25 protein-coding genes are annotated in these 23,709 nt (G+C 66.2%); 3 read left to right on the plus strand and 22 right to left on the minus strand.

All coding sequences use genetic code 11. The features are described from left to right. The first annotated feature begins 7 nt into the window (after positions 1-7). The 3 genes from earP to DIE02_RS20290 all read left to right on the plus strand — a co-directional run bounded on the left by earP (position 8) and on the right by DIE02_RS20290 (position 3,556). On the plus strand, positions 8-1,204 hold the full coding sequence (earP, locus tag DIE02_RS20280; protein WP_124487449.1) for an elongation factor P maturation arginine rhamnosyltransferase EarP: 1,197 nt from the start codon (positions 8-10) through the stop codon (positions 1,202-1,204). A gap of 138 nt (positions 1,205-1,342) precedes the next feature. Continuing rightward, positions 1,343-1,900: an elongation factor P gene (gene efp / locus DIE02_RS20285; RefSeq protein ID WP_044844759.1), complete on the plus strand. Its 558-nt coding sequence runs from the start codon at positions 1,343-1,345 to the stop codon at positions 1,898-1,900. A 270-nt stretch (positions 1,901-2,170) separates the two neighbouring features. After that, on the plus strand, positions 2,171-3,556 hold the full coding sequence (locus DIE02_RS20290; RefSeq protein ID WP_044844760.1) for a sigma-54 dependent transcriptional regulator: 1,386 nt from the start codon (positions 2,171-2,173) through the stop codon (positions 3,554-3,556). A gap of 157 nt (positions 3,557-3,713) precedes the next feature. On the opposite strand, the gene nagZ is transcribed toward DIE02_RS20290, so the two are convergent. The 22 genes from nagZ to DIE02_RS20400 all read right to left on the minus strand — a co-directional run bounded on the left by nagZ (position 3,714) and on the right by DIE02_RS20400 (position 23,637). After that, entirely contained in the window at positions 3,714-4,742 is a 1,029-nt protein-coding gene (gene nagZ, locus DIE02_RS20295) for a beta-N-acetylhexosaminidase (protein ID WP_124487450.1), read from the minus strand. A gap of 16 nt (positions 4,743-4,758) precedes the next feature. Next, positions 4,759-5,196 carry a holo-ACP synthase gene (gene acpS, locus DIE02_RS20300; RefSeq protein ID WP_044844762.1) on the minus strand — a complete coding sequence of 146 codons (438 nt, stop codon included), beginning with the start codon at positions 5,194-5,196 and terminating at the stop codon, positions 4,759-4,761. Between the two features lie 69 nt (positions 5,197-5,265). Then, on the minus strand, positions 5,266-6,042 hold the full coding sequence (gene pdxJ / locus DIE02_RS20305) for a pyridoxine 5'-phosphate synthase (protein WP_124487451.1): 777 nt from the start codon (positions 6,040-6,042) through the stop codon (positions 5,266-5,268). Then, positions 6,039-6,878, minus strand: coding sequence for a DNA repair protein RecO (recO, locus tag DIE02_RS20310; protein ID WP_014897645.1), 840 nt, complete (start codon positions 6,876-6,878; stop codon positions 6,039-6,041). Before recO ends, pdxJ begins: the two co-directional genes overlap by 4 nt. Then, positions 6,865-7,764, minus strand: a complete 900-nt coding sequence (era, locus tag DIE02_RS20315; protein WP_006476493.1) for a GTPase Era — start codon at positions 7,762-7,764, stop codon at positions 6,865-6,867. Before era ends, recO begins: the two co-directional genes overlap by 14 nt. A 60-nt stretch (positions 7,765-7,824) precedes the next feature. Continuing rightward, positions 7,825-9,120: a ribonuclease III gene (rnc, locus tag DIE02_RS20320; RefSeq protein WP_124487452.1), complete on the minus strand. Its 1,296-nt coding sequence runs from the start codon at positions 9,118-9,120 to the stop codon at positions 7,825-7,827. A 153-nt stretch (positions 9,121-9,273) separates the two neighbouring features. Beyond that, entirely contained in the window at positions 9,274-10,167 is an 894-nt protein-coding gene (gene lepB, locus DIE02_RS20325; protein ID WP_124487453.1) for a signal peptidase I, read from the minus strand. Positions 10,168-10,183: 16 nt separating this feature from the next. Further along, complete coding sequence (lepA, locus tag DIE02_RS20330; RefSeq protein WP_044844766.1) at positions 10,184-11,977, minus strand: translation elongation factor 4; 1,794 nt, start codon at positions 11,975-11,977, stop codon at positions 10,184-10,186. Between the two features lie 238 nt (positions 11,978-12,215). After that, on the minus strand, positions 12,216-12,452 hold the full coding sequence (locus DIE02_RS20335; RefSeq protein WP_124487454.1) for a glutaredoxin family protein: 237 nt from the start codon (positions 12,450-12,452) through the stop codon (positions 12,216-12,218). Positions 12,453-12,459: 7 nt separating this feature from the next. After that, a complete protein-coding gene (locus DIE02_RS20340; protein WP_124487455.1) occupies positions 12,460-13,965 on the minus strand; it encodes a DegQ family serine endoprotease in 1,506 nt (501 codons plus the stop codon). A gap of 16 nt (positions 13,966-13,981) precedes the next feature. Further along, on the minus strand, positions 13,982-15,034 hold the full coding sequence (locus DIE02_RS20345) for a MucB/RseB C-terminal domain-containing protein (protein WP_124487456.1): 1,053 nt from the start codon (positions 15,032-15,034) through the stop codon (positions 13,982-13,984). A 5-nt stretch (positions 15,035-15,039) separates the two neighbouring features. Continuing rightward, a complete protein-coding gene (locus tag DIE02_RS20350; RefSeq protein WP_124487502.1) occupies positions 15,040-15,657 on the minus strand; it encodes a sigma-E factor negative regulatory protein in 618 nt (205 codons plus the stop codon). An 87-nt stretch (positions 15,658-15,744) separates the two neighbouring features. After that, on the minus strand, positions 15,745-16,344 hold the full coding sequence (gene rpoE / locus DIE02_RS20355; RefSeq protein WP_006752490.1) for an RNA polymerase sigma factor RpoE: 600 nt from the start codon (positions 16,342-16,344) through the stop codon (positions 15,745-15,747). Between the two features lie 91 nt (positions 16,345-16,435). Continuing rightward, positions 16,436-16,900: a hypothetical protein gene (locus tag DIE02_RS20360; protein ID WP_124487457.1), complete on the minus strand. Its 465-nt coding sequence runs from the start codon at positions 16,898-16,900 to the stop codon at positions 16,436-16,438. 12 nt (positions 16,901-16,912) lie between these two features. Next, positions 16,913-18,145 carry a beta-ketoacyl-ACP synthase II gene (gene fabF / locus DIE02_RS20365; RefSeq protein ID WP_044844772.1) on the minus strand — a complete coding sequence of 411 codons (1,233 nt, stop codon included), beginning with the start codon at positions 18,143-18,145 and terminating at the stop codon, positions 16,913-16,915. Between the two features lie 164 nt (positions 18,146-18,309). Beyond that, positions 18,310-18,549 (minus strand): acyl carrier protein, encoded by a 240-nt coding sequence (acpP, locus tag DIE02_RS20370; protein ID WP_004197638.1) that lies wholly within the window; start codon positions 18,547-18,549, stop codon positions 18,310-18,312. Positions 18,550-18,693: 144 nt separating this feature from the next. Next, positions 18,694-19,443, minus strand: coding sequence for a 3-oxoacyl-ACP reductase FabG (gene fabG / locus DIE02_RS20375; RefSeq protein WP_044844773.1), 750 nt, complete (start codon positions 19,441-19,443; stop codon positions 18,694-18,696). Positions 19,444-19,479: 36 nt separating this feature from the next. Further along, positions 19,480-20,412, minus strand: coding sequence for an ACP S-malonyltransferase (fabD, locus tag DIE02_RS20380; protein WP_124487458.1), 933 nt, complete (start codon positions 20,410-20,412; stop codon positions 19,480-19,482). A gap of 85 nt (positions 20,413-20,497) precedes the next feature. After that, positions 20,498-21,487, minus strand: a complete 990-nt coding sequence (locus tag DIE02_RS20385) for a beta-ketoacyl-ACP synthase III (RefSeq protein ID WP_044844775.1) — start codon at positions 21,485-21,487, stop codon at positions 20,498-20,500. Next, on the minus strand, positions 21,488-22,594 hold the full coding sequence (plsX, locus tag DIE02_RS20390; RefSeq protein WP_044844776.1) for a phosphate acyltransferase PlsX: 1,107 nt from the start codon (positions 22,592-22,594) through the stop codon (positions 21,488-21,490). It lies immediately after the preceding gene. Between the two features lie 129 nt (positions 22,595-22,723). Next, positions 22,724-22,903: a 50S ribosomal protein L32 gene (gene rpmF / locus DIE02_RS20395; RefSeq protein ID WP_006051932.1), complete on the minus strand. Its 180-nt coding sequence runs from the start codon at positions 22,901-22,903 to the stop codon at positions 22,724-22,726. A gap of 98 nt (positions 22,904-23,001) precedes the next feature. Further along, on the minus strand, positions 23,002-23,637 hold the full coding sequence (locus DIE02_RS20400) for a DUF177 domain-containing protein (RefSeq protein ID WP_044844777.1): 636 nt from the start codon (positions 23,635-23,637) through the stop codon (positions 23,002-23,004). Positions 23,638-23,709: the final 72 nt, after the last annotated feature.

Below are 23,709 nucleotides of genomic sequence, written 5' to 3' on the forward strand. Positions count from 1 at the left end.
CGCTTCGATGCCCCGCACCGCCCTCGCCTCCCCTGCCTCCGCTGCGCCGCTCGCGCCCGACGAACCGATCGCGTGCGACCTCTTCTGCACCGTGATCGACAACTTCGGCGACATCGGCGTGTGCTGGCGCCTCGCCCGCCAGCTCGCGCACGAGCACGGCTGGCAGGTGCGCCTGTTCATCGACGACCTGCGCACGTTCGCGCGGCTGCTGCCGGGGGTCGATCCCGATGCCGGGCGGCAGACGCTCGACGGCATCGTGATCGAGCACTGGCATGCGGAAGTCGGCGACGCACTGGAGATCGCCGACGTCGTGATCGAGGCCTTCGCATGCGAGCTGCCCGGCGCCTATCTCGCCGCGATGGCGCGCCGCGCGCGCCGCCCGGTGTGGATCAATCTCGAATACCTGAGCGCCGAGGACTGGGTCGCCGATTTCCATTTGCGGCCGTCGCCGCATCCGCGCTATCCGCTGCTGAAGACGTTCTTCTTCCCGGGACTGTCGGCCGGCACGGGCGGCGTGCTGAAGGAACGCGACCTCGACGCGCGCCGCACCGCCTTCGAAGCCGACGCGGCGGCGCGCACCGCCTGGTGGCGGCATGCGACGGGCGACGCGCCACCGGCGCCGGGCACGACCGTCGTCAGCCTGTTCGCGTATGAGAATCCGGGCGTCGACGCACTGCTCGCGCAGTGGCGCGACGGCGCGTCGCCCGTCGTCGCGCTCGTGCCCGCCGGCCGCGTGTCGCCGGCCGTCGCCCGCTTCTTCGGGGTCGAATCGTTCGGCGCCGGCGCGCGCGCAAGCCGCGGCAATCTGACCGCGTACGGGCTCGCGTTCGTCCCGCAGGCCGACTACGACCCGCTCCTGTGGGTGGCCGACGTCAACTTCGTGCGCGGCGAGGACTCGTTCGTCCGCGCGCAGTGGGCGCGCAAGCCGTTCGTATGGCACATCTACCCGCAGGCCGACGATGCGCACCTGCCGAAGCTCGACGCCGCGCTCGCGCACCTGTCGGCCGGCCTCGCCGACGCACCGCGCGCGGCACTCGGGCGCTTCTGGCATGCATGGAACGGCGCCGGCACGCCCGACTGGGCCGATTTGCTGCAACACCGTGCCGCACTGGATGCCAACGCGGCGTGCTGGGCCGACGCGCTGGCGAGCGTCGGCGATCTCGCCGGAAAGCTGGCGGAATACGTAAAATCTCAGTTAAAATAAGCGGTTATCCGACGGCTGACCACGCAAGCGCTCGCGTTTGGGGCTCTTGGCACCTACCGGAACGCACCGCCGCTTGCGCCGTCAGCCGTTGCGCAACGCTCAGGCACCTATTTATTTGATTGGATCAGGACAGTTTTTATGAAGACCGCACAGGAACTCCGCGTAGGCAACGTCGTGCAGATCGGCAGCGAAGCATGGGTCATCGCAAAGGCGGAATACAACAAGTCGGGCCGCAACTCCGCCGTCGTCAAGATGAAGATGAAGAACCTGCTGACGAACGCAGGCCAGGAATCGGTCTACAAGGCTGACGACAAGTTCGACGTCGTCGTGCTCGACCGCAAGGAAGTGACGTACTCGTACTTTGCCGACCCGATGTACGTGTTCATGGACGCCGACTACAACCAGTACGAAGTCGAAGCAGAAATGATGGGCGAAGCGCTGAACTACCTCGAAGACGGCATGGCGTGCGAAGTCGTGTTCTACAACGAGAAGGCGATCTCGGTCGAACTGCCGACGATCCTGGTTCGCGAGATCACCTACACGGAACCGGCCGTCAAGGGCGACACGTCGTCGGGCAAGGTGCTGAAGAACGCCAAGCTCGCAACGGGCTTCGAACTGCAAGTGCCGCTGTTCTGCAATACCGGCGACAAGATCGAAATCGATACGCGTACGAACGAATATCGCAGCCGCGCGTAATCGCCTGCGATTTCCGGATCGAACAAAGCGCCCTTCGGGGCGCTTTTTGTTTGTCTGGCGTCAACAGCAGCGGGCGTCGGCACCATGGACAGCACGAAATCCAGCATTAAAGGTATTCAATTTGTATCATCGGTAACTGTTTTATAGCGTGAAAGAAATAATGCACGTCAGGCGTTCAGCGGGGCATAAAATCAGTTTTTAATCTGACATGCGGCTGCGGCCGGCTCGATGGCCGACAGCCCGCCTCTCTTGACTCGACTCGCGTCCACCATGCCACACGCCCTGATTGTCGAAGACGATCCCAACAGTCTGTCCGGCCTGACCGCGCTGCTCGCCGCAGACGGCTTCTCGGTCGACACGGCCACGTCGCTCGCCGAGGCACGCACGGCGCTCGGCCGCTCGATTCCCGATGTCGTCCTGGTCGACCTGAACCTGCCGGACGGCAGCGGGTTCGACCTGCTCCAGCACCTGCCGCAGCAGCAACCGAACGGCTCGCTGCCGGTGATCGTGCTGACGGGCAACGCGACGGTCGAGAGCGCGATCGAAGGCCTGCGTCACGGCATCTGGGACTACCTGCTGAAGCCGATCAACATTCCGCGCCTGCGCAGCCTGCTGGCCCGGATTCCGCGCCCCTACGAACTGATCGACGAAGTGCGGACGCTGCGCGCGTCGCTGCGCCACCTCGGCCGCTTCGGCGCGCTGGTCGGCCGCAGCGAGGCGATGCAGCACGTGTACGACATGATCGAGCACAACGCGGGCACCGAAACGGCCGTGCTGTTCACCGGCGAAGCCGGCACCGGCAAGAAGCTGGCCGCGCGCACGCTGCACGACCTGAGCCGGCGCCGCAAAGGGCCGTTCGTGTCGTTCGACTGCCGCACGATCGCCCAGGCCGGACGCCACGGCGCGTCGCTCGACAGCGTGCTGTTCGGCCATGAGCGCGGCGCGTTCGACGGTGCCGAGCGGCGCGAGTCGGGCCTATTCGAACAGGCCGGCGGCGGCACGCTGTTCCTCGACGAGATCACCGCACTGCCGCTCGTGCTGCAGGAGGCGCTGCTGCATGCGCTCGACTCGCAGAACTTCATGCGGATCGGCGGCACGAGCTCGATCGCGAGCGACTTCCGGCTGATCGCGACCACGCGCCGCCCGGCCCGCGAGGCGGTCGCGAACGGTATGCTGCGCGAGGATCTGTGGCTGCGTCTCGATGCGGCGTCGATCACAATGCCGCCGCTGCGCGAACGCGACGGCGATGTCCTCGCCATCGCGGACGCGCTGATCGACGACCTCAACCGCGAAGCGCGCGGCACCGGCCGCAGCACAACCGACAAGCGCGCGGCGCCGGGCTTCGTGCGCGAATGCGTGTCCTACGAATGGCCCGGCAACGTGCGCGAACTGCAGGAGCGCGTGCGCTTCGCCTATGACGCATCCGGCGATTTCATCGAAACGCTGCGCGCGGGCGAAGCAAGCTTCGCGGCCGGCGCCGCGCTGAACGGCAGCAGCGTGCAGATCAAGGTCGGCACCCCGCTGTCCGACGTCGAGGATCTGCTGATCCGCGCGACGCTCGACGCGGTCGGCGGCACGCGCCATCGCGCAGCGACGCTGCTCGGCATCAGCCCCAAGACGCTGTACAACAAGTTGCAGCGGATGAAGGTCAACTGACCGGGCGGCCGTTGTTCGGGGCGCCGGCCGGAGCTGACGGTTAGTTGCGCAAAGGCGTGTGACCCCATGCTTCGCCGTCAAAGCAAAAAAGCCGCGCAAAAGCGCGGCTTTTTTGCTTTCGGCAACGGAACAGGCGGCTTCGCGCCGCCCTTCCCGCTTACGCCAGTGCGCTGCTCAGCAGCGCCTGCGCCTGCAGATACTCGGGCTGCGCGATCAGCTTGTCCCACTTGAGCGGCTTGCCGCGCGCCCGCATCCGCTTGATGCGCCGCACCGACTCGGCCGACGCCTGCGCCTTCAGGCCGTTCAGCACGACTTCGGCCGCATCCGGCTGGTTGCAGACGAGCACCATGTCGCAACCGGCGGCGAGCGCCGCGTCGGCCGCCTGCGTGAGCGTGCCGCCCTCGCGTGCCGCCTCCATCGACAGGTCGTCGCTGAAGATCGCGCCCGTGAAGCCGAGCTGCCCGCGCAGGATGTCCTGCAGCCACACGCGCGAGAAGCCGGCCGGCCGCTTGTCGACCTGCGTGTAGATCACGTGTGCGGGAATCACCGCGGTCAGCGCCAGGCCGAGCCAGTCGTACGGCGCAACGTCCTGCTTGAGGATCGCGTCGAGCGGCCGGTCGTCGGTCGGCAGCGCGACGTGCGAATCGGCTTCCGCGAAGCCGTGCCCCGGGAAATGCTTGCCGCAGTTCGCCATGCCCGCGAGCGACAGCCCATGGTTGAGGCTCTTCGCGAGCAGCGTGACGACGCGCGGGTCGCGATGGAACGCACGATCGCCGATCACCTTCGAGTGCCCGTAGTCGAGATCGAGCACCGGCGTGAAGCTCATGTCGATGCCGCATGCGCGCAGCTCGGACGCCAGGATGTAGCCGACCGCGGTCGCGACCTTCGTCGCGAGCAGCACGTCGCGGTCCCACAGTTCGCCGAGGCGGCGCATCGCCGGCAACACCGTGAAGCCGTCGGTGCGGAACCGCTGCACGCGGCCGCCTTCGTGATCGACGGCGATCAGGATGTCCTCGCGCACCGCGCGGATCGAGTCGGTCAGCGCGGTGAGCTGCGCACGGTTCTGGAAATGCCGCGCGAACAGGATCACGCCGCCGGTGTTCGGATGCGCAAGGCGCCGCGCATCGTCGCGCGACAGGGCCGTGCCGACGACGTCGAGCATGACCGGGCCGGGAGTCGTTTTCATCGAATCGGAAAGTCCGTCAGGGAGTGGTTCGGGAAACAGGTGCGGGTGCAGGCGGCGCTGCGTCGGTCTCGGCGACCACGAACGACACCGCGTAGTCGCGTTCGTCGCTGACCGTCACGCGCGCCGTGATGCCGCGCGCGGCGAGCCAGTCGGCCAGCTCACCCGACGCGACGACGTACGGCTCGCCGCTGCGCTGGTTGAGGGTCTGCAGCGCGCGCCACGTCATCGGCCAGTGCATGCCGAGCCCGATCGCCTTCGAGAACGCTTCCTTCGCGGAAAAGCGCGTCGCGAGAAACGCGATGCCGCGCGCCTCGGAGCGCGCGCGGCGCGCATGGAACACGCGCAGTTCGTCGGGGCCCAGCACCTTCTCGGCAAACCGGCCGCCCGTGCGCTCGAGCACGGCCGCGATGCGGCTCACCTGGACGATGTCGGTACCGATGCCGTAGATCGCCATGTCAGCGCCCGCCGTGACGCACGGACGACGCCGGGTGACGAGCGAAGCGCGCGCGCACGGAATGCATCGTCAGCGCGCGCCGCCGTGCAGCGCGGCCACACGCGCGGCGACCATGATCGCCTTCATCTCGCGCACCGCGTTGTCCCAGCCCGCGAAGATCGCGTGCGCGACGATCGCGTGGCCGATGTTCAGCTCGACGATGCCGTCGATCGCGGCGATCTGCTGCACGTTCGTGTAATGCAGTCCGTGACCGGCGTTGACCTTCAGGCCCAGTTGCGCGCCGGCCTGCACGCCCGCGACGATGCGTTCGTATTCGCGCTGCTGCTCGGCTTCGTCGTGCGCATCGGCGTAGCGGCCGGTATGCAGCTCGACCACCGGCGCGCCGGCTTCGTGCGCGGCGCGGATCTGCGTTTCGTCCGGATCGATGAACAGCGACACGCGCACGCCGGCGTCGGCGAGCTGCTGGCATGCCGCACGCACGGCCTCGAAGCGGCCGGCGACGTCGAGACCGCCTTCGGTCGTCAGTTCCTCGCGCTTCTCGGGCACGAGGCACGCGTCGTGCGGACGCACTTCGCATGCGATGTCGAGCATCTCGGCCGTCACCGCGCATTCGAGGTTCATCCGCGTCTTCAGCTGCGGGCGCAGCGTGCGCACGTCGGCGTCGACGATGTGGCGGCGGTCCTCGCGCAGGTGCAGCGTGATCGCGTCAGCACCGGCCTCTTCGGCCGCGAGCGCCGCGCGGATCGGATCGGGATAGGCCGTGCCGCGCGCGTTGCGCAGCGTCGCGACGTGGTCGATGTTCACGCCGAGGTCGATGACGGTGGGCGTTGTCAGGAAGAAGCTCATAGGTTTTGCAGGTCGATCAGGATCTGACGCGTGGCAAGCGGCGTACCGCCGAGATAGGTGTTCAGCAGGAAGCGCATCAGCGTCTTGCTTTGCGCGACCGTCTGGGCTCGATGGTAATCGTCCTGCTCCATGTCGAGCAACGTCTGTCCGGTAATCACCGGCCAGTGCGACGGCACGTCGTCGTCCGCATTGCGCACGCCGCGCTCGGGATCGAACACGTAGCGGCGATCGGGCTCGACCGCCCGGCGCGCGACCGTGCGGTTCAGCGCCATCGCATAGCCGGTCTCGCGCAGCAGCACGCGCTCGAACGAGCGCAGCACCTGCACCGCGGGCTCGCCGTGCGCGAGACGCGTCAAGGTCAGCACGTAATGATTGAAGAGCGGTGGCTGCGGATCCTCGCGCGCGCAGAATTTCACGAGCAGCTCGTTCGCGTAGAAGCCGCACAGCAGCCCGTCGCCGCCGAGCGGCAGCATCCCGCCGACCCACTCGGCGCCCGTCAGCGTGCGCACTTCGGATTTGCCCGACCAGGACAGCAGCAGCGGCTGGAACGTCTGCAGCACGCCGCGCAGCGCGGAGTGCGGGCGCTTCGCGCCCTTCGCGACGAGCGCGAGCCGGCCGTGATCGCGCGTCAGCACGTCGATGATCAGGCTCGTTTCCCGGTACGGATAGCTGTGCAGCACGAACGCCGGCTGCTCGGCGACGCGGAAATCGGACGTGCGAGAGGTCGCGCGCCGCGCCTTGCGACGCGGCGGTTCGGGCGGTGCCGGCAATGGCGCGTCGTTCGCGCCGGCGGTCACCGCATCTTCGGTCGACGTCAGCGCGTCATTCGTACCCATAGGCGCGCAGCCCCGCCTCGTTGTCGGCCCAGCCGCTCTTCACCTTCACGAAGGTCTCGAGGTACACGGGGCCGTCGAACAGCTTCTCCATGTCCATCCGCGCCTCGGTGCTGATCTGCTTGAGCTTCTCGCCCTTCTTGCCGATCACCATCGCCTTGTGCGAATCGCGTTCGACGAGGATCGTCGCGAAGATGCGCTTCAGGCGCCCTTCCTCCTCGAATTTGTCGATCAGGACGGTGCTCGTGTACGGCAGTTCGTCGCCGGTCCAGCGGAACACCTTCTCGCGCAGGATTTCGGCCGCGAGAAAGCGCGAGCTGCGGTCGGTCAGCTCGTCCTCGCCGTAGATCGGCTCGCCTTCCGGCAAGTACGGCTTGATCGTGTCCAGCAGGCGCTTGATGTCTTCCGGCTTCTGCGCCGACAGCGGCACGAGCTCGGTGAATTCGCGCAGCTCGCTCACCTTCTGCATGAACGGGAACAGCGTAGCCTTGTCGTTCACGCGGTCGATCTTGTTCGCGATCAGCAGCGTCGGCATGCCGGGCGGGATCAGGTCGAGCACCTTCTGGTCGTCGGGCCCGAAGCGGCCGGCCTCGATCACGAACAGGATCACGTCGACCGACGTGAGCGTCGACGTGACCGCGCGGTTCAGCGAGCGGTTCAGCGCGGTGCTGTGACGGGTCTGGAAGCCCGGCGTGTCGACGAACACGAATTGCGCGTCGTCGAACGTGTTGATGCCGGTGATGCGATGGCGCGTGGTTTGCGCCTTGCGCGACGTGATGCTGATCTTCTGGCCGACGAGTGCGTTCATCAACGTCGACTTGCCGACGTTCGGGCGGCCCACGATCGCGATCATGCCGCAACGGAAACCGGTAGGAGCGGGAGTGTTCATATCGTTTGGGAGACAGGTTCGGAAACGGCCGCGCGACGCGCGGCACGATCGATGGGCAATTCAGTGATCGGCATCGGCCACGCGCGCCTGCGCGGCAGCGAGGCTTGCGCCGCCCTGCGGCGCCTCGGGGCCGGGCGCCGCGGCGTCGCGGGCGCGCGGTGTCGCACGCGAAGCGGCGTCGGAACCGGCAGCAGGCTTGTCGGCGGACGACACGGCCGGATCGGTCGCCTGGCCCGCCGGCTTGTCGGCTGCACGGGGCGCGCCTTCGGCTGGCTTGTCAGTGCGTTCGGCTGGCTTGTCCGCCGCGCGCGCGCCGGGTTCGCTGCGATCCGCCGGCTTGTCTGACGGTTTGTCGGTCGCCTTGTCGGCAGGTTTCTCGCCAGGCTTGTCGGCCGTCGGTTTCGCGGGCCGGTCGGCCTTGTCCGCGGCTGTATCGACATGCGCCGCGCGAATCGCGGCCATCGGCGCCTGCGCCGGCCGATCGCCCGGCTGTGCGCCGGCATCGGCCGCTGCGGACGCGGCGGCGGCCGCCTTCGCGTCGCGCGCCGCCGCACGCTCCTTGCGCTCCGGAGAACGCAGGTCGAGCGCTTCCTGCACCCCCTTCACGCCGGGCACGATTTCAGGCTCGACATGCTTCGACCCGCGTGCGTTCTTCGAACGCTTCGGCTTCGCGGCCAGCATCGGCGCGGCTGCCAGCACCTCGTCGAGCGCCTTCTTCGCGGCGGCCTGCTCGGCCGCCCGCCGGCTCGCGCCGGAGCCCGACACCTTCACGTCGAGCTTCGGCACCGTGCATTCGACCTCGAACTGCTGATTGTGCGCCGCACCATGGGTCGCGACGACCGTGTAGGTCGGCAGCGCGATCTTGTGCCCCTGCAGGTATTCCTGCAGCAGCGTCTTCGCGTCCTTGCCGAGCGTGCGCGGATCGATGTGGTCGAGAATCGGGATATAGAGGCGCTTGATGACCCCTTGGGCGGCTTCGAAGCCGCCATCGAGGAATACCGCCCCGATGATGGCTTCGAACGCGTCCGCGAGGATCGACGGGCGACGGAAGCCGCCGCTGCGCAACTCGCCCTCGCCCAGCCGCAACCCTTCGGAAATATTCAGGGCCTGAGCGATTTCATACAGCGACTGCTGCTTGACGAGATTGGCGCGCACGCGCGACAGGTCGCCTTCGTCCAGCTTGCTGAAACGCTGGAACAAAAGGGCGGCCACCGCGCAATTCAGAACGGAATCGCCGAGAAACTCGAGCCGTTCGTTGTGCGTGGCACTGTGACTGCGATGGGTCAAAGCCTGGCGCAACAATTCCGCATTGCGAAATTCGTAGCGCAGCCGGCTTTCCAACTGGGATAGGGGCATGTGCAGGAGTATAACGCGGGCGCCGGTCGGGCCGAAACGGCACGGCCGGACGCGAAAAGGCGTGACGAGGCGGTGTTGCCGCCGGTTCTTAAAGTAGTTCGGCAATACGCGACGCGGCCCGTGCGTCGCGTATTGCGTGTGAATCGAATACGGTCAGTTGAAGGAACCGATGCGCTTCAGGTCGCCGAAGTTCATCCAGATGAAGAACGCACGGCCGACGATGTTGTTGTCCGGCACGAAACCCCAGTAGCGGCTGTCCGCGCTGTTGTCGCGGTTGTCGCCCATCATGAAGTAGTGACCGGGCGGCACCTTGCAGATCACGCCGCGGCTGTTGTACGTGCAATTGTCGCGATACGGATAGTCGTAGGCGCCCATCACGAACGGCGGCACGGCGGGATTGTTGAGGATCGCGTTCTTCTTCGTGCCGATCGTTTCCTCGAACTGCTTCGCGTAGTTCTGGCGCTCGTCGTCGAAGAAATCCGGCAGCGGCGTTTCGGGCACCGGCTGGCCGTTGATCGTCAGTTGCTTGTCCTGGTAAGCGACCGTGTCGCCCGGCAGGCCGATCACGCGCTTGATGTAGTCGACCGACTCGTCCTTCGGATAACGGAACACGACGACGTCGCCGCGCGACAGCGGGCTGCCCTGCGTGATCTTCGTGTTCGTGATCGGCATGCGCAGGCCGTATTCGAACTTGTTGACGAGGATGAAGTCGCCGACCAGCAGCGTCGGCACCATCGAGCCCGACGGGATCTTGAACGGCTCGACGATGAACGAACGCACGACGAACACGGCCAGGATCACCGGGAAGAAGCTCGCGGTGTACTCGAGCCACCACGGCTGGCGCAGCTTTTCGTCGCGCAGCTTCGAACGCGTCTGCCCCGCGTTTTCGTCCGCGAAACGCTTGTCGATACGCGACTGCTGACGATCGAACTCCTCGATCGCCGCGTCGGCCGCCTTGCGCCGCTGCGGCAGGAACACCAGTTTGTCCAACACCCACGCTACGCCCGTCACGACGACGAGCACAAAAAGAATCAGCGCAAAATTCATAAAAGGATCAGTCCTGTTATTTGTCTTCGACGCGCAAGATCGCGAGGAACGCCTCCTGCGGGATCTCGACCGAACCCACCTGCTTCATGCGTTTCTTACCTTCTTTCTGCTTCTCGAGCAGTTTCTTCTTTCGCGTGATGTCGCCGCCGTAGCACTTCGCGAGCACGTTCTTGCGCAGTGCCTTGATGTTCTCGCGTGCGACGATGTGCGCGCCGATCGCGGCCTGGATCGCCACGTCGTACATCTGGCGCGGAATGATCTCGCGCATCTTCGCGGCAACCTCGCGACCGCGGTATTGCGACTGCGACCGGTGCACGATGATCGACAGCGCGTCGACCTTGTCGCCGTTGATCAGCATGTCGACCTTCACGACGTCCGACGAACGGTATTCCTTGAACTCGTAGTCCATCGACGCATAGCCGCGCGACACCGACTTCAGGCGATCGAAGAAGTCGAGCACGATCTCGGCCATCGGGATTTCGTACGTGAGCTGCACCTGGCGGCCGTGATACTGCATGTTGATCTGCGAGCCGCGCTTCTGCTCGCACAGCGTGATCACGGAACCGACGTAGTCCTGCGGCATGTACAGGTTCACGGTGACGATCGGCTCGCGCACTTCGGCGATGCGGCCGGGCTCCGGCATCTTCGCCGGGTTCTCGACCATGATCGTCGAGCCGTCGCTCTGCACGACCTCGTAGACGACCGTCGGTGCGGTCGTGATGAGGTCCATGTCGAACTCGCGCTCGAGTCGCTCCTGCACGATTTCCATGTGCAGCAGCCCGAGGAAGCCGCAGCGGAAACCGAAGCCGAGTGCCTGCGACACTTCCGGCTCGTACTGCAGCGATGCATCGTTGAGCTTCAGCTTCTCGAGCGATTCGCGCAGCGCGTCGTACTGGTTCGCCTCGACCGGATAGAGGCCCGCGAACACCTGCGGCTTCACTTCCTTGAAGCCCGGCAGCGGTTCGGCGGCCGCCTTGGTCGCGTGCGTGACGGTGTCGCCGACCTTCGCGGCCGTCAGTTCCTTGATGCCGGCGATGATGAAACCCACCTGCCCCGCCGACAGCGAGTCGAGATTGCGCGACTTCGGCGTGAACACGCCGACGTGCTCGACCGGATACTGCGCGCCGGTCGCCATCATCTTGATCTTGTCCTTCGGACGCAGCGTGCCGTTGACGATCCGCACGAGCATCACGACGCCGACGTAGTTGTCGAACCACGAGTCGATGATCAGCGCCTGCAGCGGCGCGGCCGGATCGCCCTTCGGCGGCGGCACCTTCGCGATCAGCGCTTCGAGCACGTCCTCGACGCCGAGACCCGTCTTCGCGCTGCAGCGCGTCGCGTCGGTCGCGTCGATGCCGATCACGTCCTCGATCTCCTCGATCGCATTCTCGGGGTTCGCGGCCGGCAGGTCGATCTTGTTCAGCACCGGCACGACCTCGACGCCGAGCTCGATCGCCGTGTAGCAGTTCGCGACCGTCTGCGCCTCGACGCCCTGGCTCGCGTCGACCACGAGCAGCGCCCCTTCGCACGCGGACAGCGAACGGCTGACTTCGTACGAGAAGTCGACGTGCCCCGGCGTATCGATCAGGTTGAGGTTGTAGACCTTCCCGTCGCGAGCGCGATAGGACAGTGCAGCCGTCTGCGCCTTGATCGTGATGCCGCGCTCGCGCTCGATATCCATCGAGTCGAGCACCTGCGCTTCCATTTCACGGTCGGCGAGGCCGCCGCATACCTGGATGATGCGATCCGCGAGCGTCGACTTGCCATGGTCGATGTGCGCGATGATCGAGAAATTGCGAATATGATCCATTCAGTGCCGATCAAGCGAAAAAGGCGCGCTCGACGACTGCGGAGCACGCCTTGTAAGTCGGTGAAAAAACGGCTTATTTTAGCCGAAAAGGCCTTTGCCGGGCGGTAATTTGGGACGCCCGGTCAGGGACGCCCGGTCAGGGACGCCCGGCCAGGGACGCCCCGCCGGAGGCCCTGGCCGGCGCGTCCGCCGCCGGAAGCCCCGCGCAACGCGCGGCCGGCCGGCAGCAGAGCCGGGTTCAGCGCCGAGCCGCGAGCGCGCCGCGCACCCTCGCCTCGTCGAACCGGTGGCGGCACACTTCCGTGCCATCCAGCAACAGCACCGGCACGTCCTCGTCGTAACGCGCAACGAGTGCCGGATCCGCATCGATGTCGACGTAGTCGACCGCGACGCCGAATTCGGCCGCCAGCGGCGCCAGCGCATCGCGCAGGTCGTCGCACAGATGGCACCAGCCGCGGCCGTAGAGCGTGAACATCGGCGCGTTACTTCTGAACCGCGCGCGGGCGCACCGGCACGAACTGCGTGTTGTCGCCGCGCCGCACCAGCACCGCGACCGCCTTCTGCGGATCGAGCTGCGCGGTCACGTCGGCGAACTGCTTCGCGCTCGTGATGTCGGTGTCGCCGACGCGCAGCACGATGTCGCCGCGCTGCAGCCCCGCTCGGGCCGCCGGGCCGTCGACGCCGTCGATCTGCACGCCGTTCTTCAGCTTCAGCGACTTCAGCTGATCCGCGGAAAGGTCGCTGACCGTCAAGCCGAGCGAATTCGCCTGGCGCGGCTTCTGCGGCGCGCTCTTGCGCTGCTCGGCCTTCGCCGTCGTCTCGGCCGGCGTCTCGGCGATCGTGATCGGCAGATCGCGCGCCTGACCCTTGCGCCATACGCTGACGGTCGCCTTGGTGCCCGGCTTCGTGTCGCCGACCATGCGCGGCAGATCCGACGCCGCATCGACCGGCCGGCCGTTGAACTTCAGGATGATGTCGCCCGGCTGGATACCGGCCTTGTCGGCCGGACCGCCCGGTTCGACGCTGCTGACGAGCGCGCCTTCCGCCTTCGGCAGCCCGATCGAGTCGGCCACGTCCTTCGTCACCTCGCCGATCGCCACCGCGATGCGGCCGCGCGTGACCTTGCCGGTCGCCTTCAGCTGGTCGGCCACGCGCATCGCCTCGTCGATCGGGATCGCGAACGAAATGCCCATGAAACCGCCGGTGCGGCTGTAGATCTGCGAGTTGATGCCGATCACCTCGCCCTGCATGTTGATCAGCGGGCCGCCCGAGTTGCCGGGGTTCACCGCGACGTCGGTCTGGATGAACGGCAGGTAATCGCCCGTGTTGCGGCTCTTCGAACTCACGATGCCGGCCGTCACGGTGTTGTCGAGGCCGAACGGCGAACCGATCGCGACGACCCACTCGCCGACGCGCACCTTGTTCGAATCGCCGATCGCGACGACCGGCAGGTTCGACGCCTGGATCTTGACGACCGCGACGTCCGTGCGGTCGTCGACGCCGATCAGCTTCGCCTTGAATTCGCGCTTGTCGGTCAGCGTCACGTAGATGGTGTCCGCGTCGTCGACGACGTGCGCGTTGGTCATCACGTAGCCGTCTGCCGACACGATGAAGCCCGAACCGACACCGCGGTTCTGTTCGGTGTCGGGCGGATTGTCCGGCGCCGGCGCGTTCTTCGGATTGCCATTACCGCCGCCACCACCGTTGCCGGGCGCCTGCGGCAGCGGAATGCCGAAGAAGCGCCGGAAGAATTCCGACATGTCGCCATTATCGAAGCCTGGCGGGAGCACGCCGCGCGGGCCGGGCGTCGGCACGTTCGCGGTGGTCCGGATGTTCACGACAGCCGGCCCGACCTTTTCGACCAGATCGGCGAAATCGGGAAGGCTGGCAGCGGGAGGCGTGACCGCGGCCGCGGTATGCGGGGCGAGCGGCAGGCAGGCACACAGCACCGCCGCCGCGAACACTTTGCGCAGCGTGAGTTTCGTCATGTCGGAAGCCGTAGCGTTACTTGGAAGCCTTGTATTCTATGGCAGACGCGAACTGCTGCAACGTGGCCGGCGGCACTTCGCCGAGCACGGTGATCCAGTAGTCGCCGCGACGCTTCACGAGCACGTGGGTCGCGCCGGTGCTGCCCGCGCCTTCCTTGCGCGTATTCTTTTCGGCCGGCTCGATGAAGACGGAGATCGTCGCGAGGCCGTCCGTGAAGACGGCCTGGTCGACCGGAATCGGCGGATCACCGGCGTCACGCGCGGCCATCGGCCGGCGCACCTCGCGAATCTTCCGGAAGCCGGCGATGGTCGGCGCGATCTGCCAGCCCTGCGCCTCCATGTCGACCGCCGCGACCGGCGGGCGGACCACCGTCCAGCCGCTCAGGTTGCGCATGCCGGCCGCGATCGCGGATTTGTCACCGGTCGCGCCGCCCGTCTGCAGCTGCGAAAACGCGACCTGCTCGAGCACGTGATCGCTCGCATCGAGCGTCTGTGAACGCAGCAGCAGCCCGGTGCGGGTGTCGGCCCACAGCTTGTAGGTGAAGCGGTACGCGTCCTTCGGCACGAGCTCGACCACCTGCGCGTCGATCCCGGCCACACGGTCCTTGCCGAGCAGCTTCGCGTCGTAGACGGACATCACGTGCTCGCCGCCGGCACCGAGCAGCGCGGGGAACGAATCGCGCGTCTGGCGGCGCTCGACCACGCACAGCTTGCGCTCGGGCACGAACGTGTACAGCTCGTCGTTATGCCGCAGCACCTTGCGCGGCTTGCCGTCGAGCGACTCGATCCGCTCGAACTCGCCGTCGCGGGACGCCACATGCGCGATGCGCGACGACTGGACATACCCGCCGCGCTGGTAGACGAACGTACCCTCGTAGCTCTGCTGCTGCGCCGCCTGCTGGATGCGGTCGAGCCAGTCCGCCGCACCCTTGCGGGTCGCGACGGGATCGTCCGGTTGCTGGGCGCTGGCAGGCAGGGATTGAACGGACAACAGGGCGGCTGCGCAAAGCAGGAGAGCCGGCAGCCGCTTCCATCCGGAGATGGCGTGATTCAACTGCAATGTCCGCATCGGGTTTATTGGCCTGGCGTGGTGGTCACGGCAGCGCGGATCAGCGGCATCGAGCCCGTGACGACGGGCTGCTGCGCGAATTGCTGATGCGCTTCAAGGTATTGGTCGAGACTTGCGTCGCGGATGATGTTGACGTCCTGCAGGCCCGGCTGCGCGGATGCCTGTGCAACCGTCACGCGCTGCAGGTTGCCGCTCTGCGGCGCGCCTGCCGATGCGACCTGGACGGCGCCCGGCACACCCGCCGTCTGCATCTGCGGGACGACGATCCACGTCAGCGTGGCTGCCGCGGCGGCCACCGCGAACGCGGGCACGACACGCCGGCGCAGCGACAGCAGCTTGCGCGCGACCGGCGCGGCGGCCGGCGCGAGCAGGTGCGGCTCGCTTTCGAGCGCGGCGGACATGCGCGCGGTGAACGCGACGCTCAGCGCAGGCGACAGCGCGAGCTCGTCCGAGCGCAGCGCATCGCCGATCAGGTGGTAATGGGCCCACGCAGCGCGATCCGCGCGGTCGAGCTCAGCCAGAAACTGCCCGTGATCCGGGCCGTCGAACAGTTCACCGTCGACCAGAGCGGAAAGGCGCTCGCCGCGCGAGCACGCTTGCGACTGCGTATTGACCGACCCCATGATGCTCCCCATCTTGCACACACCCCGTCGTGATTTCACGACTCTATCCGTAATAGACCCCGACCCGCGTCGTTGCGCCCGTCGCGCTTACCAGCGCTTGCCTTCGGGCGTATCGAGCAGCGGACGCAATTTCGCAGCGATTGCCTCGCGCGCCCGGAAGATCCGCGACCGGACCGTCCCGATCGGACAATCCATCATTTCCGCGATCTCTTCGTAGCTCAAGCCTTCGATCTCGCGCAGCGTAATCGCCTGGCGCAGCTCTTCGGGCAGGACGGCCATTGCAGCGTTGACCGTCTCGGCAATCTGCTTGCTCATCAACATCGACTCAGGCGTGTTGATATCCCTTAGTTGGTCTGCGTCGGAGAAAGTTTCCGCTTCCTCGGCATCGGCCTCGGTGGAGGTCGGTGCCCGCCGGCCCTGCGTCGCAAGGTAGTTCTTCGCCGTATTGACGGCAATCCGGTACAACCACGTGTAGAACGCCGACTCGCCGCGAAATTGCGGCAGCGCACGATACGCCTTGATGAACGCGTCCTGGGCCACATCCTCGACCTCGGCGGGATCCCGCACGAGGCGCGAGATCAGCCGAATGATCTTGCGGTGGTATTTGGAGACCAGGAGTTCGAACGCTGCCTTGTCGCCTTTCTGTACGCGCTCGACCAGAGCCTGATCGATTTCTTTTTCACTCACCTGACAAATCCGTTAACTAGGGATGCAACGCGGAGCGTTATTGTAGCGTTCCGGCGCCGGCCGCTGGTTACGGCTGGTAACCGCGCCGCCGTCATGCCCGCCCCGCCGTGCCCGCGGTACGCGCCAGCACGGACAGCGCGCTGAACGACGCGGTGTCGAGCGCATCGGCCGGAATCAGCAACGGCCGCGCGCGCCGGGCGCCCTGCCCGACCGACAGCACGAGCAGCAGGCTGCTCCAGTGTGCATGACCCGTCACGCGGCCCCGGGCCAGCAAGCGCCCGGTGCGGCCAAACGCCGCAATCTCCCCGAATGCATCGATCCGCAACTCGGCCGGCAGCCGGCGGGCACAGGCTCGCGCGGCGCACACGGCAAGCAGCGCGGCCGTCGCCGCCGACACGCACGCGCCGGCAGCGGCACCGGCCCGCGGCGCCCAGAACAGGTACGCGGAGACGGCCGCCGCCGCGACGAACGCGGCCAGCACCACATACGACACGGCCGAGGCCCGCAATGCAAAGCATTGCGGACGCCCGGCCGGAGCATCGAATGGACTCGTCAAGCGATTTCAGCGTCAGACGCGCTTGAACACCAGCGTGCCGTTGGTACCGCCGAAGCCGAAGTTGTTCTTCACGGCCACGTCGATCTTCATGTCACGCGCGGTGTTCGCGCAGTAGTCGAGATCGCACTCGGGGTCCTGATTGAAGATGTTGATGGTCGGCGGCGACACGTTGTTGTGCAGCGCCAGCACCGTGAACACCGACTCGAGGCCGCCCGCGCCACCCAGCAGGTGACCCGTCATCGACTTCGTCGAGTTCACCACGAGCTTGTACGCGTGCTCGCCGAATGCCGCCTTCACCGCATCGGACTCGTTCTTGTCGCCGAGCTGCGTCGACGTGCCGTGCGCGTTCAGGTACTGGACCTCGTCCGCGTTCACGCCGGCGTCGCGCAGTGCCGCGACCATGCAGCGGCGAGGACCGTCCATGTTCGGCGCGGTCATGTGGTACGCATCGCCCGTCATGCCGAAGCCCGAGACCTCCGCATAGATCTTCGCGCCGCGTGCCTTCGCCGCCTCGTATTCCTCGAGCACCATCACGCCTGCACCCTCGCCCAGCACGAAGCCGTCACGGTCCTTGTCCCACGGACGGGACGCGGTGGCCGGATCGTCGTTGCGGGTCGACAGCGCGCGCGCGGCCGCGAAACCGCCGATGCCCAGCGGCGACACCGTCGATTCGGCGCCGCCCGCGACCATCACGTCGGCGTCGCCGGCCTGAATCAGGCGCGCCGCGAGGCCGATGCTGTGCAGACCGGTCGTGCAGGCCGTCACGGCCGCGAGGTTCGGGCCCTTCAGGCCGAACATGATGCTCAGGTGACCCGAGATCATGTTGATGATCGAACCCGGCACGAAGAACGGCGAAATCCGGCGCGGGCCGCGATCGACGTAGGTCTGGTGCGTGTCTTCGATCATCGGCAGGCCGCCGATACCGGAGCCGACCAGCACGCCGATGCGTTCCGCATTGGCTTCGTTCACTTCGAGGCCGCTGTCCCGGATCGCCTGGACGCCGGCTGCGATGCCGTAATGGATGAACGTATCCATGTTGCGGGCTTCCTTCGCCGGGATGTACTCCTCGGCGCTGAAACCCTTCACTTCGCCCGCGAAATGGCAGGCGAGGTTCGACGCATCGAACTTCGTGACGGTGGCGATACCGGACTTGCCGGCGACGAGATTGGCCCAGCCGTCGGCAACATTATTGCCAACAGGCGAAATCAGCCCCAGGCCTGTAACAACAACACGACGGCGGCTCACGGTAACCTCTTTTCCATTATTGGATGACAAAAACAAAAGCCACAGTGGCCACAGGAACCAGCCCTGCGAGCCCTGTGGCTGTTAGTCCGTCCGGCACGAAGCCGGCAGGATGGCGCGTCAATCGCGAAGATCGCGGCGACGTGGCGGACAAGCGCGAAAGGCGCTTACGCCTTGACGTTTGCGCGAGCGTAGTCGATCGCTTGCTGAACGGTCGTGATCTTCTCTGCTTCTTCGTCCGGGATTTCCATGCCGAACTCGTCTTCCAGAGCCATCACCAGTTCGACCGTGTCGAGCGAATCCGCGCCCAGATCGTTCACGAACGATGCTTCGTTCTTGATCTCGGCTTCCGCGACGCCCAGTTGCTCAGCGACGATCTTCTTGACACGTTGTTCGATGTTATCCATTACCCCTCCGAGGGAAAGTTCAGATTTACAAGTGCGCGCATTTTATCAGGTTTGCTGACGGCAAAACGCGCGTTGGCTTGATGGTCGATCAAGCACCGATCCGCCTGAAAAACGGGATACGGCGCGGATGGTAAACGAAAACCGTTACGACATGTACATGCCGCCGTTCACGTGCAGCGTCGTGCCGGTGATATAACCGGCCTGCGGCGATGCGAGGAACGCGACGGCATGGGCGATGTCTGCCGGGCTGCCGAGGCGGCCGAGCGGAATCTGGGTCTTGAGCGCGGCCTGCTGTTCTTCCGGCAGCGTCTTCGTCATGTCGGTGTCGATGAAGCCCGGCGCGACGCAGTTCACCGTGATGCCACGGCTGCCGATTTCACGTGCAAGCGCACGCGTCATGCCCGCGACGCCGGCCTTCGCGGCCGCGTAGTTGACCTGGCCCGGGTTGCCGGCCGAGCCGACCACCGACGTGATGTTGATGATGCGGCCGCCGCGGGCCTTCATCATCGGGCGCAGCACCGCGCGCGACAGGCGGAACACCGACTTCAGGTTGGTGTCGATCACCGCATCCCAGTCCTCGTCCTTCATCCGCATCGCGAGCTGGTCCTGCGTGATCCCCGCGTTGTTGACGAGCACGTGGAGCGCGCCGAATTCCTTCACGGTCGCGTCGATCAGCGCTTCGGCTGCCGCCGCGTCGTTGACGTTCAGCACCGCGCCGCGGCCCGTCACGCCCGCTTCCGCGAACCCGGCGGTAATCGCGGCGGCGCCCGATTCGCTCGTCGCCGTGCCGATCACCGTCGCGCCCAGGCGCGCGAGTTCGAGCGCGATCGCCCGGCCGATGCCGCGCGATGCGCCGGTCACGATCGCGACCTGTTTATCGAGAGTCTTTTCCATGAATCGAATATCCGTCTCTTGAGGAAAGGCGCCGCGTCAGGCGGTCGCCAGCTTCAGTGCTTCGTCGAGCGAAGCCGGATCGAACACCGATGCGCCGACCAGGTTGCCGTCGATGCGCTTCGTCAGGCCTGCCAGCACCTTGCCCGGACCGCATTCGATCACGTGCGTGACGCCCGTGCCCGCGATGTGCCGCACGCATTCGACCCAGCGCACCGGGCCCGCGGCCTGGCGCACCAGCGCGTCCTTGATCGCGGCCGGATCGCTGACCACCGCGACGTCGATGTTGTTGACGACCGGAATCTGCGGCGCCTTCACGTCGACGCTCGCCAGATAGTCGCGCAACTGGTCCGACGCCGGCTTGAGCAGCGACGAATGGAACGGCGCCGATACCGGCAGCGGCAGCGCGCGTTTCGCGCCCTTCGCCTTCGCGATCTCGCAGGCCTTCTCGACGGCCGCCTTCGCGCCCGCGATCACGACCTGCGCCGGCGCGTTGAAGTTCACCGCTTCGACGATGCCCGCTTCCGCGGCTTCGGCGCACACGGCGCGCACCGTGTCGTCATCGAGACCCAGGATCGCCGCCATGCCGCCCTGGCCGACCGGCACGGCCGTCTGCATCGCCTGCGCGCGGAAGCGCACGAGCGGCACCGCGTCCTTGAACGCGATCGCGCCCGCGGCGACGAGCGCCGTGTATTCGCCGAGGCTGTGGCCCGCGACGATCGACGGTGCCGGACCGCCGGCCTGCTGCCATGCGCGATAGCACGCGTAGGCGGCCGTCAGCATCACGGGCTGCGTGTTGGTGGTCAGATTCAGCTCTTCGGCCGGACCTGCGGCGATCAGCTTGCCGAGATCCTGATTGAGTGCATCGGATGCTTCCTGGAGCGTCTCGCGCACGACGGCGAGATCGGCGAATGCGTTGAGCATGCCGACCGACTGCGAGCCCTGCCCCGGAAAAACGAATGCGAATTTCATATCGTCCCCAATTGAATCGATTCGGACGGCGCGCACGAACGGCGCGCCGGTTCGGGATCCGCGCGCAGCAATTGCGCGCCGCGGATCAGTAGCGGAAGACGGACGCGCCCCACGTGAAGCCGCCGCCGACGCCTTCGATCAGCACGTGCTGACCGCGCTGGATGCGGCCGTCACGCACCGCGGCGTCGAGCGCCAGCGGGATCGACGCAGCCGACGTGTTGCCGTGCTGGTCGACCGTCACGACCATGCGCTCCTGCGGCAGGCCGAGCTTGCGGCAGGTGCTGGTCATGATGCGGATGTTGGCCTGGTGCGGAATCAGCCAGTCGACCTGCTCGGGCGCGAGATTCGCCTTGGCGAGCGCCTCGATCGCGACCTTTTCGAGCACGTTGACCGCGAGCTTGAACACGGCCTGCCCATCCATGTACAGGAACGCGCTGCCGTCGATCACACCGCGATTGACGTTGCCCGGCGTGCAGAGGATGTTCGAATAGCTGCCGTCCGCGTGCAGCGCGCTGCCGAGCACGCCCGGCTCTTCCGAGGCGGACAGGATCACCGCGCCCGCGCCGTCGCCGAACAGCACGCAGGTCGTGCGGTCCTTGAAATCGAGAATGCGCGAGAACGTCTCCGCGCCGACGATGAGCGCCGTGCGGTGCTGGCCGCTGCGGATGAAGCTGTCGGCCGTCGCCATCGCATAGGCGAAGCCCGAGCACACGGCCTGCACGTCGAATGCCGCGCCGCCGTTCTTGATGCCGAGCTTGTTCTGCAGCAGGCAAGCCGTGCTGGGGAACACGAAATCGGGGGTCGAAGTCGCGACGATGATCAGGTCGATCGACTGCGGATCGATATCGGCCGCCTCGATCGCACGGCGCGCCGCTTCGAGCGCGAGATCGCTCGTCGTGACGTCCGGTGCGGCGAAATGGCGCGCATGGATGCCCGTGCGCGCAACGATCCACTCATCGCTCGTCTCGATGCCTTCCTTCGCGAGACGGTCGGCGAGCTGCTGGTTCGTGACCCGGTCGGGCGGCAGGTAGCTGCCCGTGCCGAGCACGCGGGAATAGAGAGTCGATTGGGCCATTTATGCTTTAGAGGATTGCGCAGCGGAAGGTTCGGCGTGGTGGCCTGCGGCCGGGCTCGTCGGGCCTGCGCCGCCCGCGTCGTGTTCGCCGTCGCCGAGCGACACCGAATTGTCCGCCATCGCACGCGTGAGGCGCTCCAGCACGCCGTTTTTGACGGCATCATAACCCCGTTTGATCGCCCACTCAAACGCGTAGGCGTCGGCCGAACCGTGGCTTTTGATCACGAGGCTCTTCAGCCCCAGCAGCGCCGCGCCGTTGTACTGGCGGTGATCGACGCGCTTCTTGAAACGCATCAGCACCGGCAGCGCGAGCAGCGCCATCAGCTTCGACATCAGCGACCGGCCGAACTCCTCGCGGATGATGTCGGACAGCATCTGCGCGAGCCCTTCGGACGTCTTCAGCGCGACGTTGCCGACGAAGCCGTCGCAGACGATCACGTCGACCGTGCCTTTGTAGATGTCGTTGCCTTCGACGTTGCCACGGAAATTCAGCGTGCTGGCGCGCAGCAGTTCGCCGGCGCGCTTGATGGTCTCGTTGCCCTTGATGACCTCTTCGCCGATGTTCAGCAGGCCGATCGTCGGACGCTCCTTGCCTTCGAGCGCGGCGACGAGCGCGTGCCCCATCTCCGCGAACTGCAGCAGGTGCTGCGGCTCGCAGTCGACGTTCGCGCCGAGGTCCAGCATCATCGTGTAGCCGGTCGGGTTCGGCAGCGCGAACGCGATCGCAGGCCGCTCGATGCCGGGCAGCGTCTTGAGCACATAACGGGAAACGGCCATCAGCGCGCCGGTGTTGCCGGCGGAAATACAGGCCTGGGCCGCGCCTTCCTTGACGTGGTTGAGCGCGACACGCATCGAAGAATCCTTCTTCTTGCGCAGCGCCACTTCAACAGGGTCGTCCATCGCCACGACTTCGGTGGCGGGCACGATGGTCAGCGCGGGATCGTCGAGGGCTTTCAGCTTTTTCAGCTGAGCGCGGATCGCGCTTTCGATGCCGACGAGCATCAGGTGCGCATCGGGATGCGCGCGGACGAACTTGACTGCCGCGGGAACGGTCACGGACGGGCCGTGGTCGCCTCCCATGCAATCGATTGTGAGCTTTACGGTCATGGAATGCGACGAATTTCAGGCACAAAAAAGCGGCAGTTGAATGCCGCCTTTTTGTTGAGCCAGGAAAGTGTCAAGCGAACCAGTTGTCACGCGAACGGCGATCGTAGCGCGCAACGCGTGACTTGACGCTTAGTCGTTCTTCGTCTTGACGACTTTCTTGCCGCGATAGTAGCCGTTCGGGCTGACGTGGTGACGCAGGTGCACTTCACCCGTGCTCGGCTCGACTGCCAGCGGCGCTGCCGTCAGGAAATCGTGCGAACGATGCATGCCGCGCTTCGACGGCGACTTCTTGTTTTGCTGGACTGCCATGACTAACTCCTAAATAATTTTCCGGATTCTAACACAGCCCGATCCGGCGCTTAACTACCCTGGCCCAAAGCCCTTACGCCTTCCCGCGCCACAACTGCTTAGTGTTTCTTGCTGCCGTCCCCGTCCTTCTTCAGCGCTTCCAGCGCTGCGAACGGATTCGGCCGTTTGCCTTCGTCCTCGTCTTCGGCGGACTCGTCGTCCGCGTCTTCCGAAGGACCGCTCGCACCCGACACGAGGCTTTCGTGAACTGCCGGGCAAACCTCGTGCTTGGGCACGAGCGGCAACGAAAGCAGCAACTCCTCTTCGATCAAGTCGACGAGATCGAACTGGCGTGAGCCCACGATCACATCGGCTTCATCGTCGTCGAGCGGAAATTCTTCAGCTTCTTCTTCGGTCGCAACGACCCGGTACGTCATGTCGACGTCGAACGTCTGGTCGTACGGGGTCATGCAGCGCTGACACGTGAGCCACGCATGGCCATGCACCGCGAGGCGCAGATACGGCTGCTGCCCATCGGCGCCGTCGTCCTGCAACTCCTTCTGGGTGAACCCTTCGGCCTGCCACGTGAAGACCGTGTCGCGATCGGGCGCGTCCGCCGGCACTTCGTTCAGCATGCGCGGCAGTTGCGACAGGCGCACGGCACCCGCTGCCTGCCGCCCGCTGCGGGCGAATTCGAACAGATCGACCGCGTGCGGATCAAGCGCTGCCGCAGGCTTGCCAGAAGAAGTGTTCATGTTGCGCTCCTGCCTACAGGCTGACTTGCGGGATCCGGCTTGCTGGCGCCACTCATTTGACGCCGCGCACGT

Origin of the sequence: Burkholderia sp. Bp8991, from assembly GCF_003853795.1 — a bacterium.
Lineage (GTDB): Bacteria > Pseudomonadota > Gammaproteobacteria > Burkholderiales > Burkholderiaceae > Burkholderia.

Bases quoted from the DNA above. Each gene is read 5' to 3' on its own strand.
- earP (WP_124487449.1), top strand. From the start codon at position 8: ATGCCCCGCACCGCCCTCGCCTCCCCTGCCTCCGCTGCGCCGCTCGCG.
- efp (WP_044844759.1), top strand. From the start codon at position 1,343: ATGAAGACCGCACAGGAACTCCGCGTAGGCAACGTCGTGCAGATCGGC.
- DIE02_RS20290 (WP_044844760.1), top strand. From the start codon at position 2,171: ATGCCACACGCCCTGATTGTCGAAGACGATCCCAACAGTCTGTCCGGC.
- nagZ (WP_124487450.1), bottom strand. From the start codon at position 4,742: ATGAAAACGACTCCCGGCCCGGTCATGCTCGACGTCGTCGGCACGGCC.
- acpS (WP_044844762.1), bottom strand. From the start codon at position 5,196: ATGGCGATCTACGGCATCGGTACCGACATCGTCCAGGTGAGCCGCATC.
- pdxJ (WP_124487451.1), bottom strand. From the start codon at position 6,042: ATGAGCTTCTTCCTGACAACGCCCACCGTCATCGACCTCGGCGTGAAC.
- recO (WP_014897645.1), bottom strand. From the start codon at position 6,878: ATGGGTACGAATGACGCGCTGACGTCGACCGAAGATGCGGTGACCGCC.
- era (WP_006476493.1), bottom strand. From the start codon at position 7,764: ATGAACACTCCCGCTCCTACCGGTTTCCGTTGCGGCATGATCGCGATC.
- rnc (WP_124487452.1), bottom strand. From the start codon at position 9,120: ATGCCCCTATCCCAGTTGGAAAGCCGGCTGCGCTACGAATTTCGCAAT.
- lepB (WP_124487453.1), bottom strand. From the start codon at position 10,167: ATGAATTTTGCGCTGATTCTTTTTGTGCTCGTCGTCGTGACGGGCGTA.
- lepA (WP_044844766.1), bottom strand. From the start codon at position 11,977: ATGGATCATATTCGCAATTTCTCGATCATCGCGCACATCGACCATGGC.
- DIE02_RS20335 (WP_124487454.1), bottom strand. From the start codon at position 12,452: ATGTTCACGCTCTACGGCCGCGGCTGGTGCCATCTGTGCGACGACCTG.
- DIE02_RS20340 (WP_124487455.1), bottom strand. From the start codon at position 13,965: ATGACGAAACTCACGCTGCGCAAAGTGTTCGCGGCGGCGGTGCTGTGT.
- DIE02_RS20345 (WP_124487456.1), bottom strand. From the start codon at position 15,034: ATGCGGACATTGCAGTTGAATCACGCCATCTCCGGATGGAAGCGGCTG.
- DIE02_RS20350 (WP_124487502.1), bottom strand. From the start codon at position 15,657: ATGGGGTCGGTCAATACGCAGTCGCAAGCGTGCTCGCGCGGCGAGCGC.
- acpP (WP_004197638.1), bottom strand. From the start codon at position 18,549: ATGGATAACATCGAACAACGTGTCAAGAAGATCGTCGCTGAGCAACTG.
- fabG (WP_044844773.1), bottom strand. From the start codon at position 19,443: ATGGAAAAGACTCTCGATAAACAGGTCGCGATCGTGACCGGCGCATCG.
- fabD (WP_124487458.1), bottom strand. From the start codon at position 20,412: ATGAAATTCGCATTCGTTTTTCCGGGGCAGGGCTCGCAGTCGGTCGGC.
- DIE02_RS20385 (WP_044844775.1), bottom strand. From the start codon at position 21,487: ATGGCCCAATCGACTCTCTATTCCCGCGTGCTCGGCACGGGCAGCTAC.
- plsX (WP_044844776.1), bottom strand. From the start codon at position 22,594: ATGACCGTAAAGCTCACAATCGATTGCATGGGAGGCGACCACGGCCCG.
- rpmF (WP_006051932.1), bottom strand. From the start codon at position 22,903: ATGGCAGTCCAGCAAAACAAGAAGTCGCCGTCGAAGCGCGGCATGCAT.
- DIE02_RS20400 (WP_044844777.1), bottom strand. From the start codon at position 23,637: ATGAACACTTCTTCTGGCAAGCCTGCGGCAGCGCTTGATCCGCACGCG.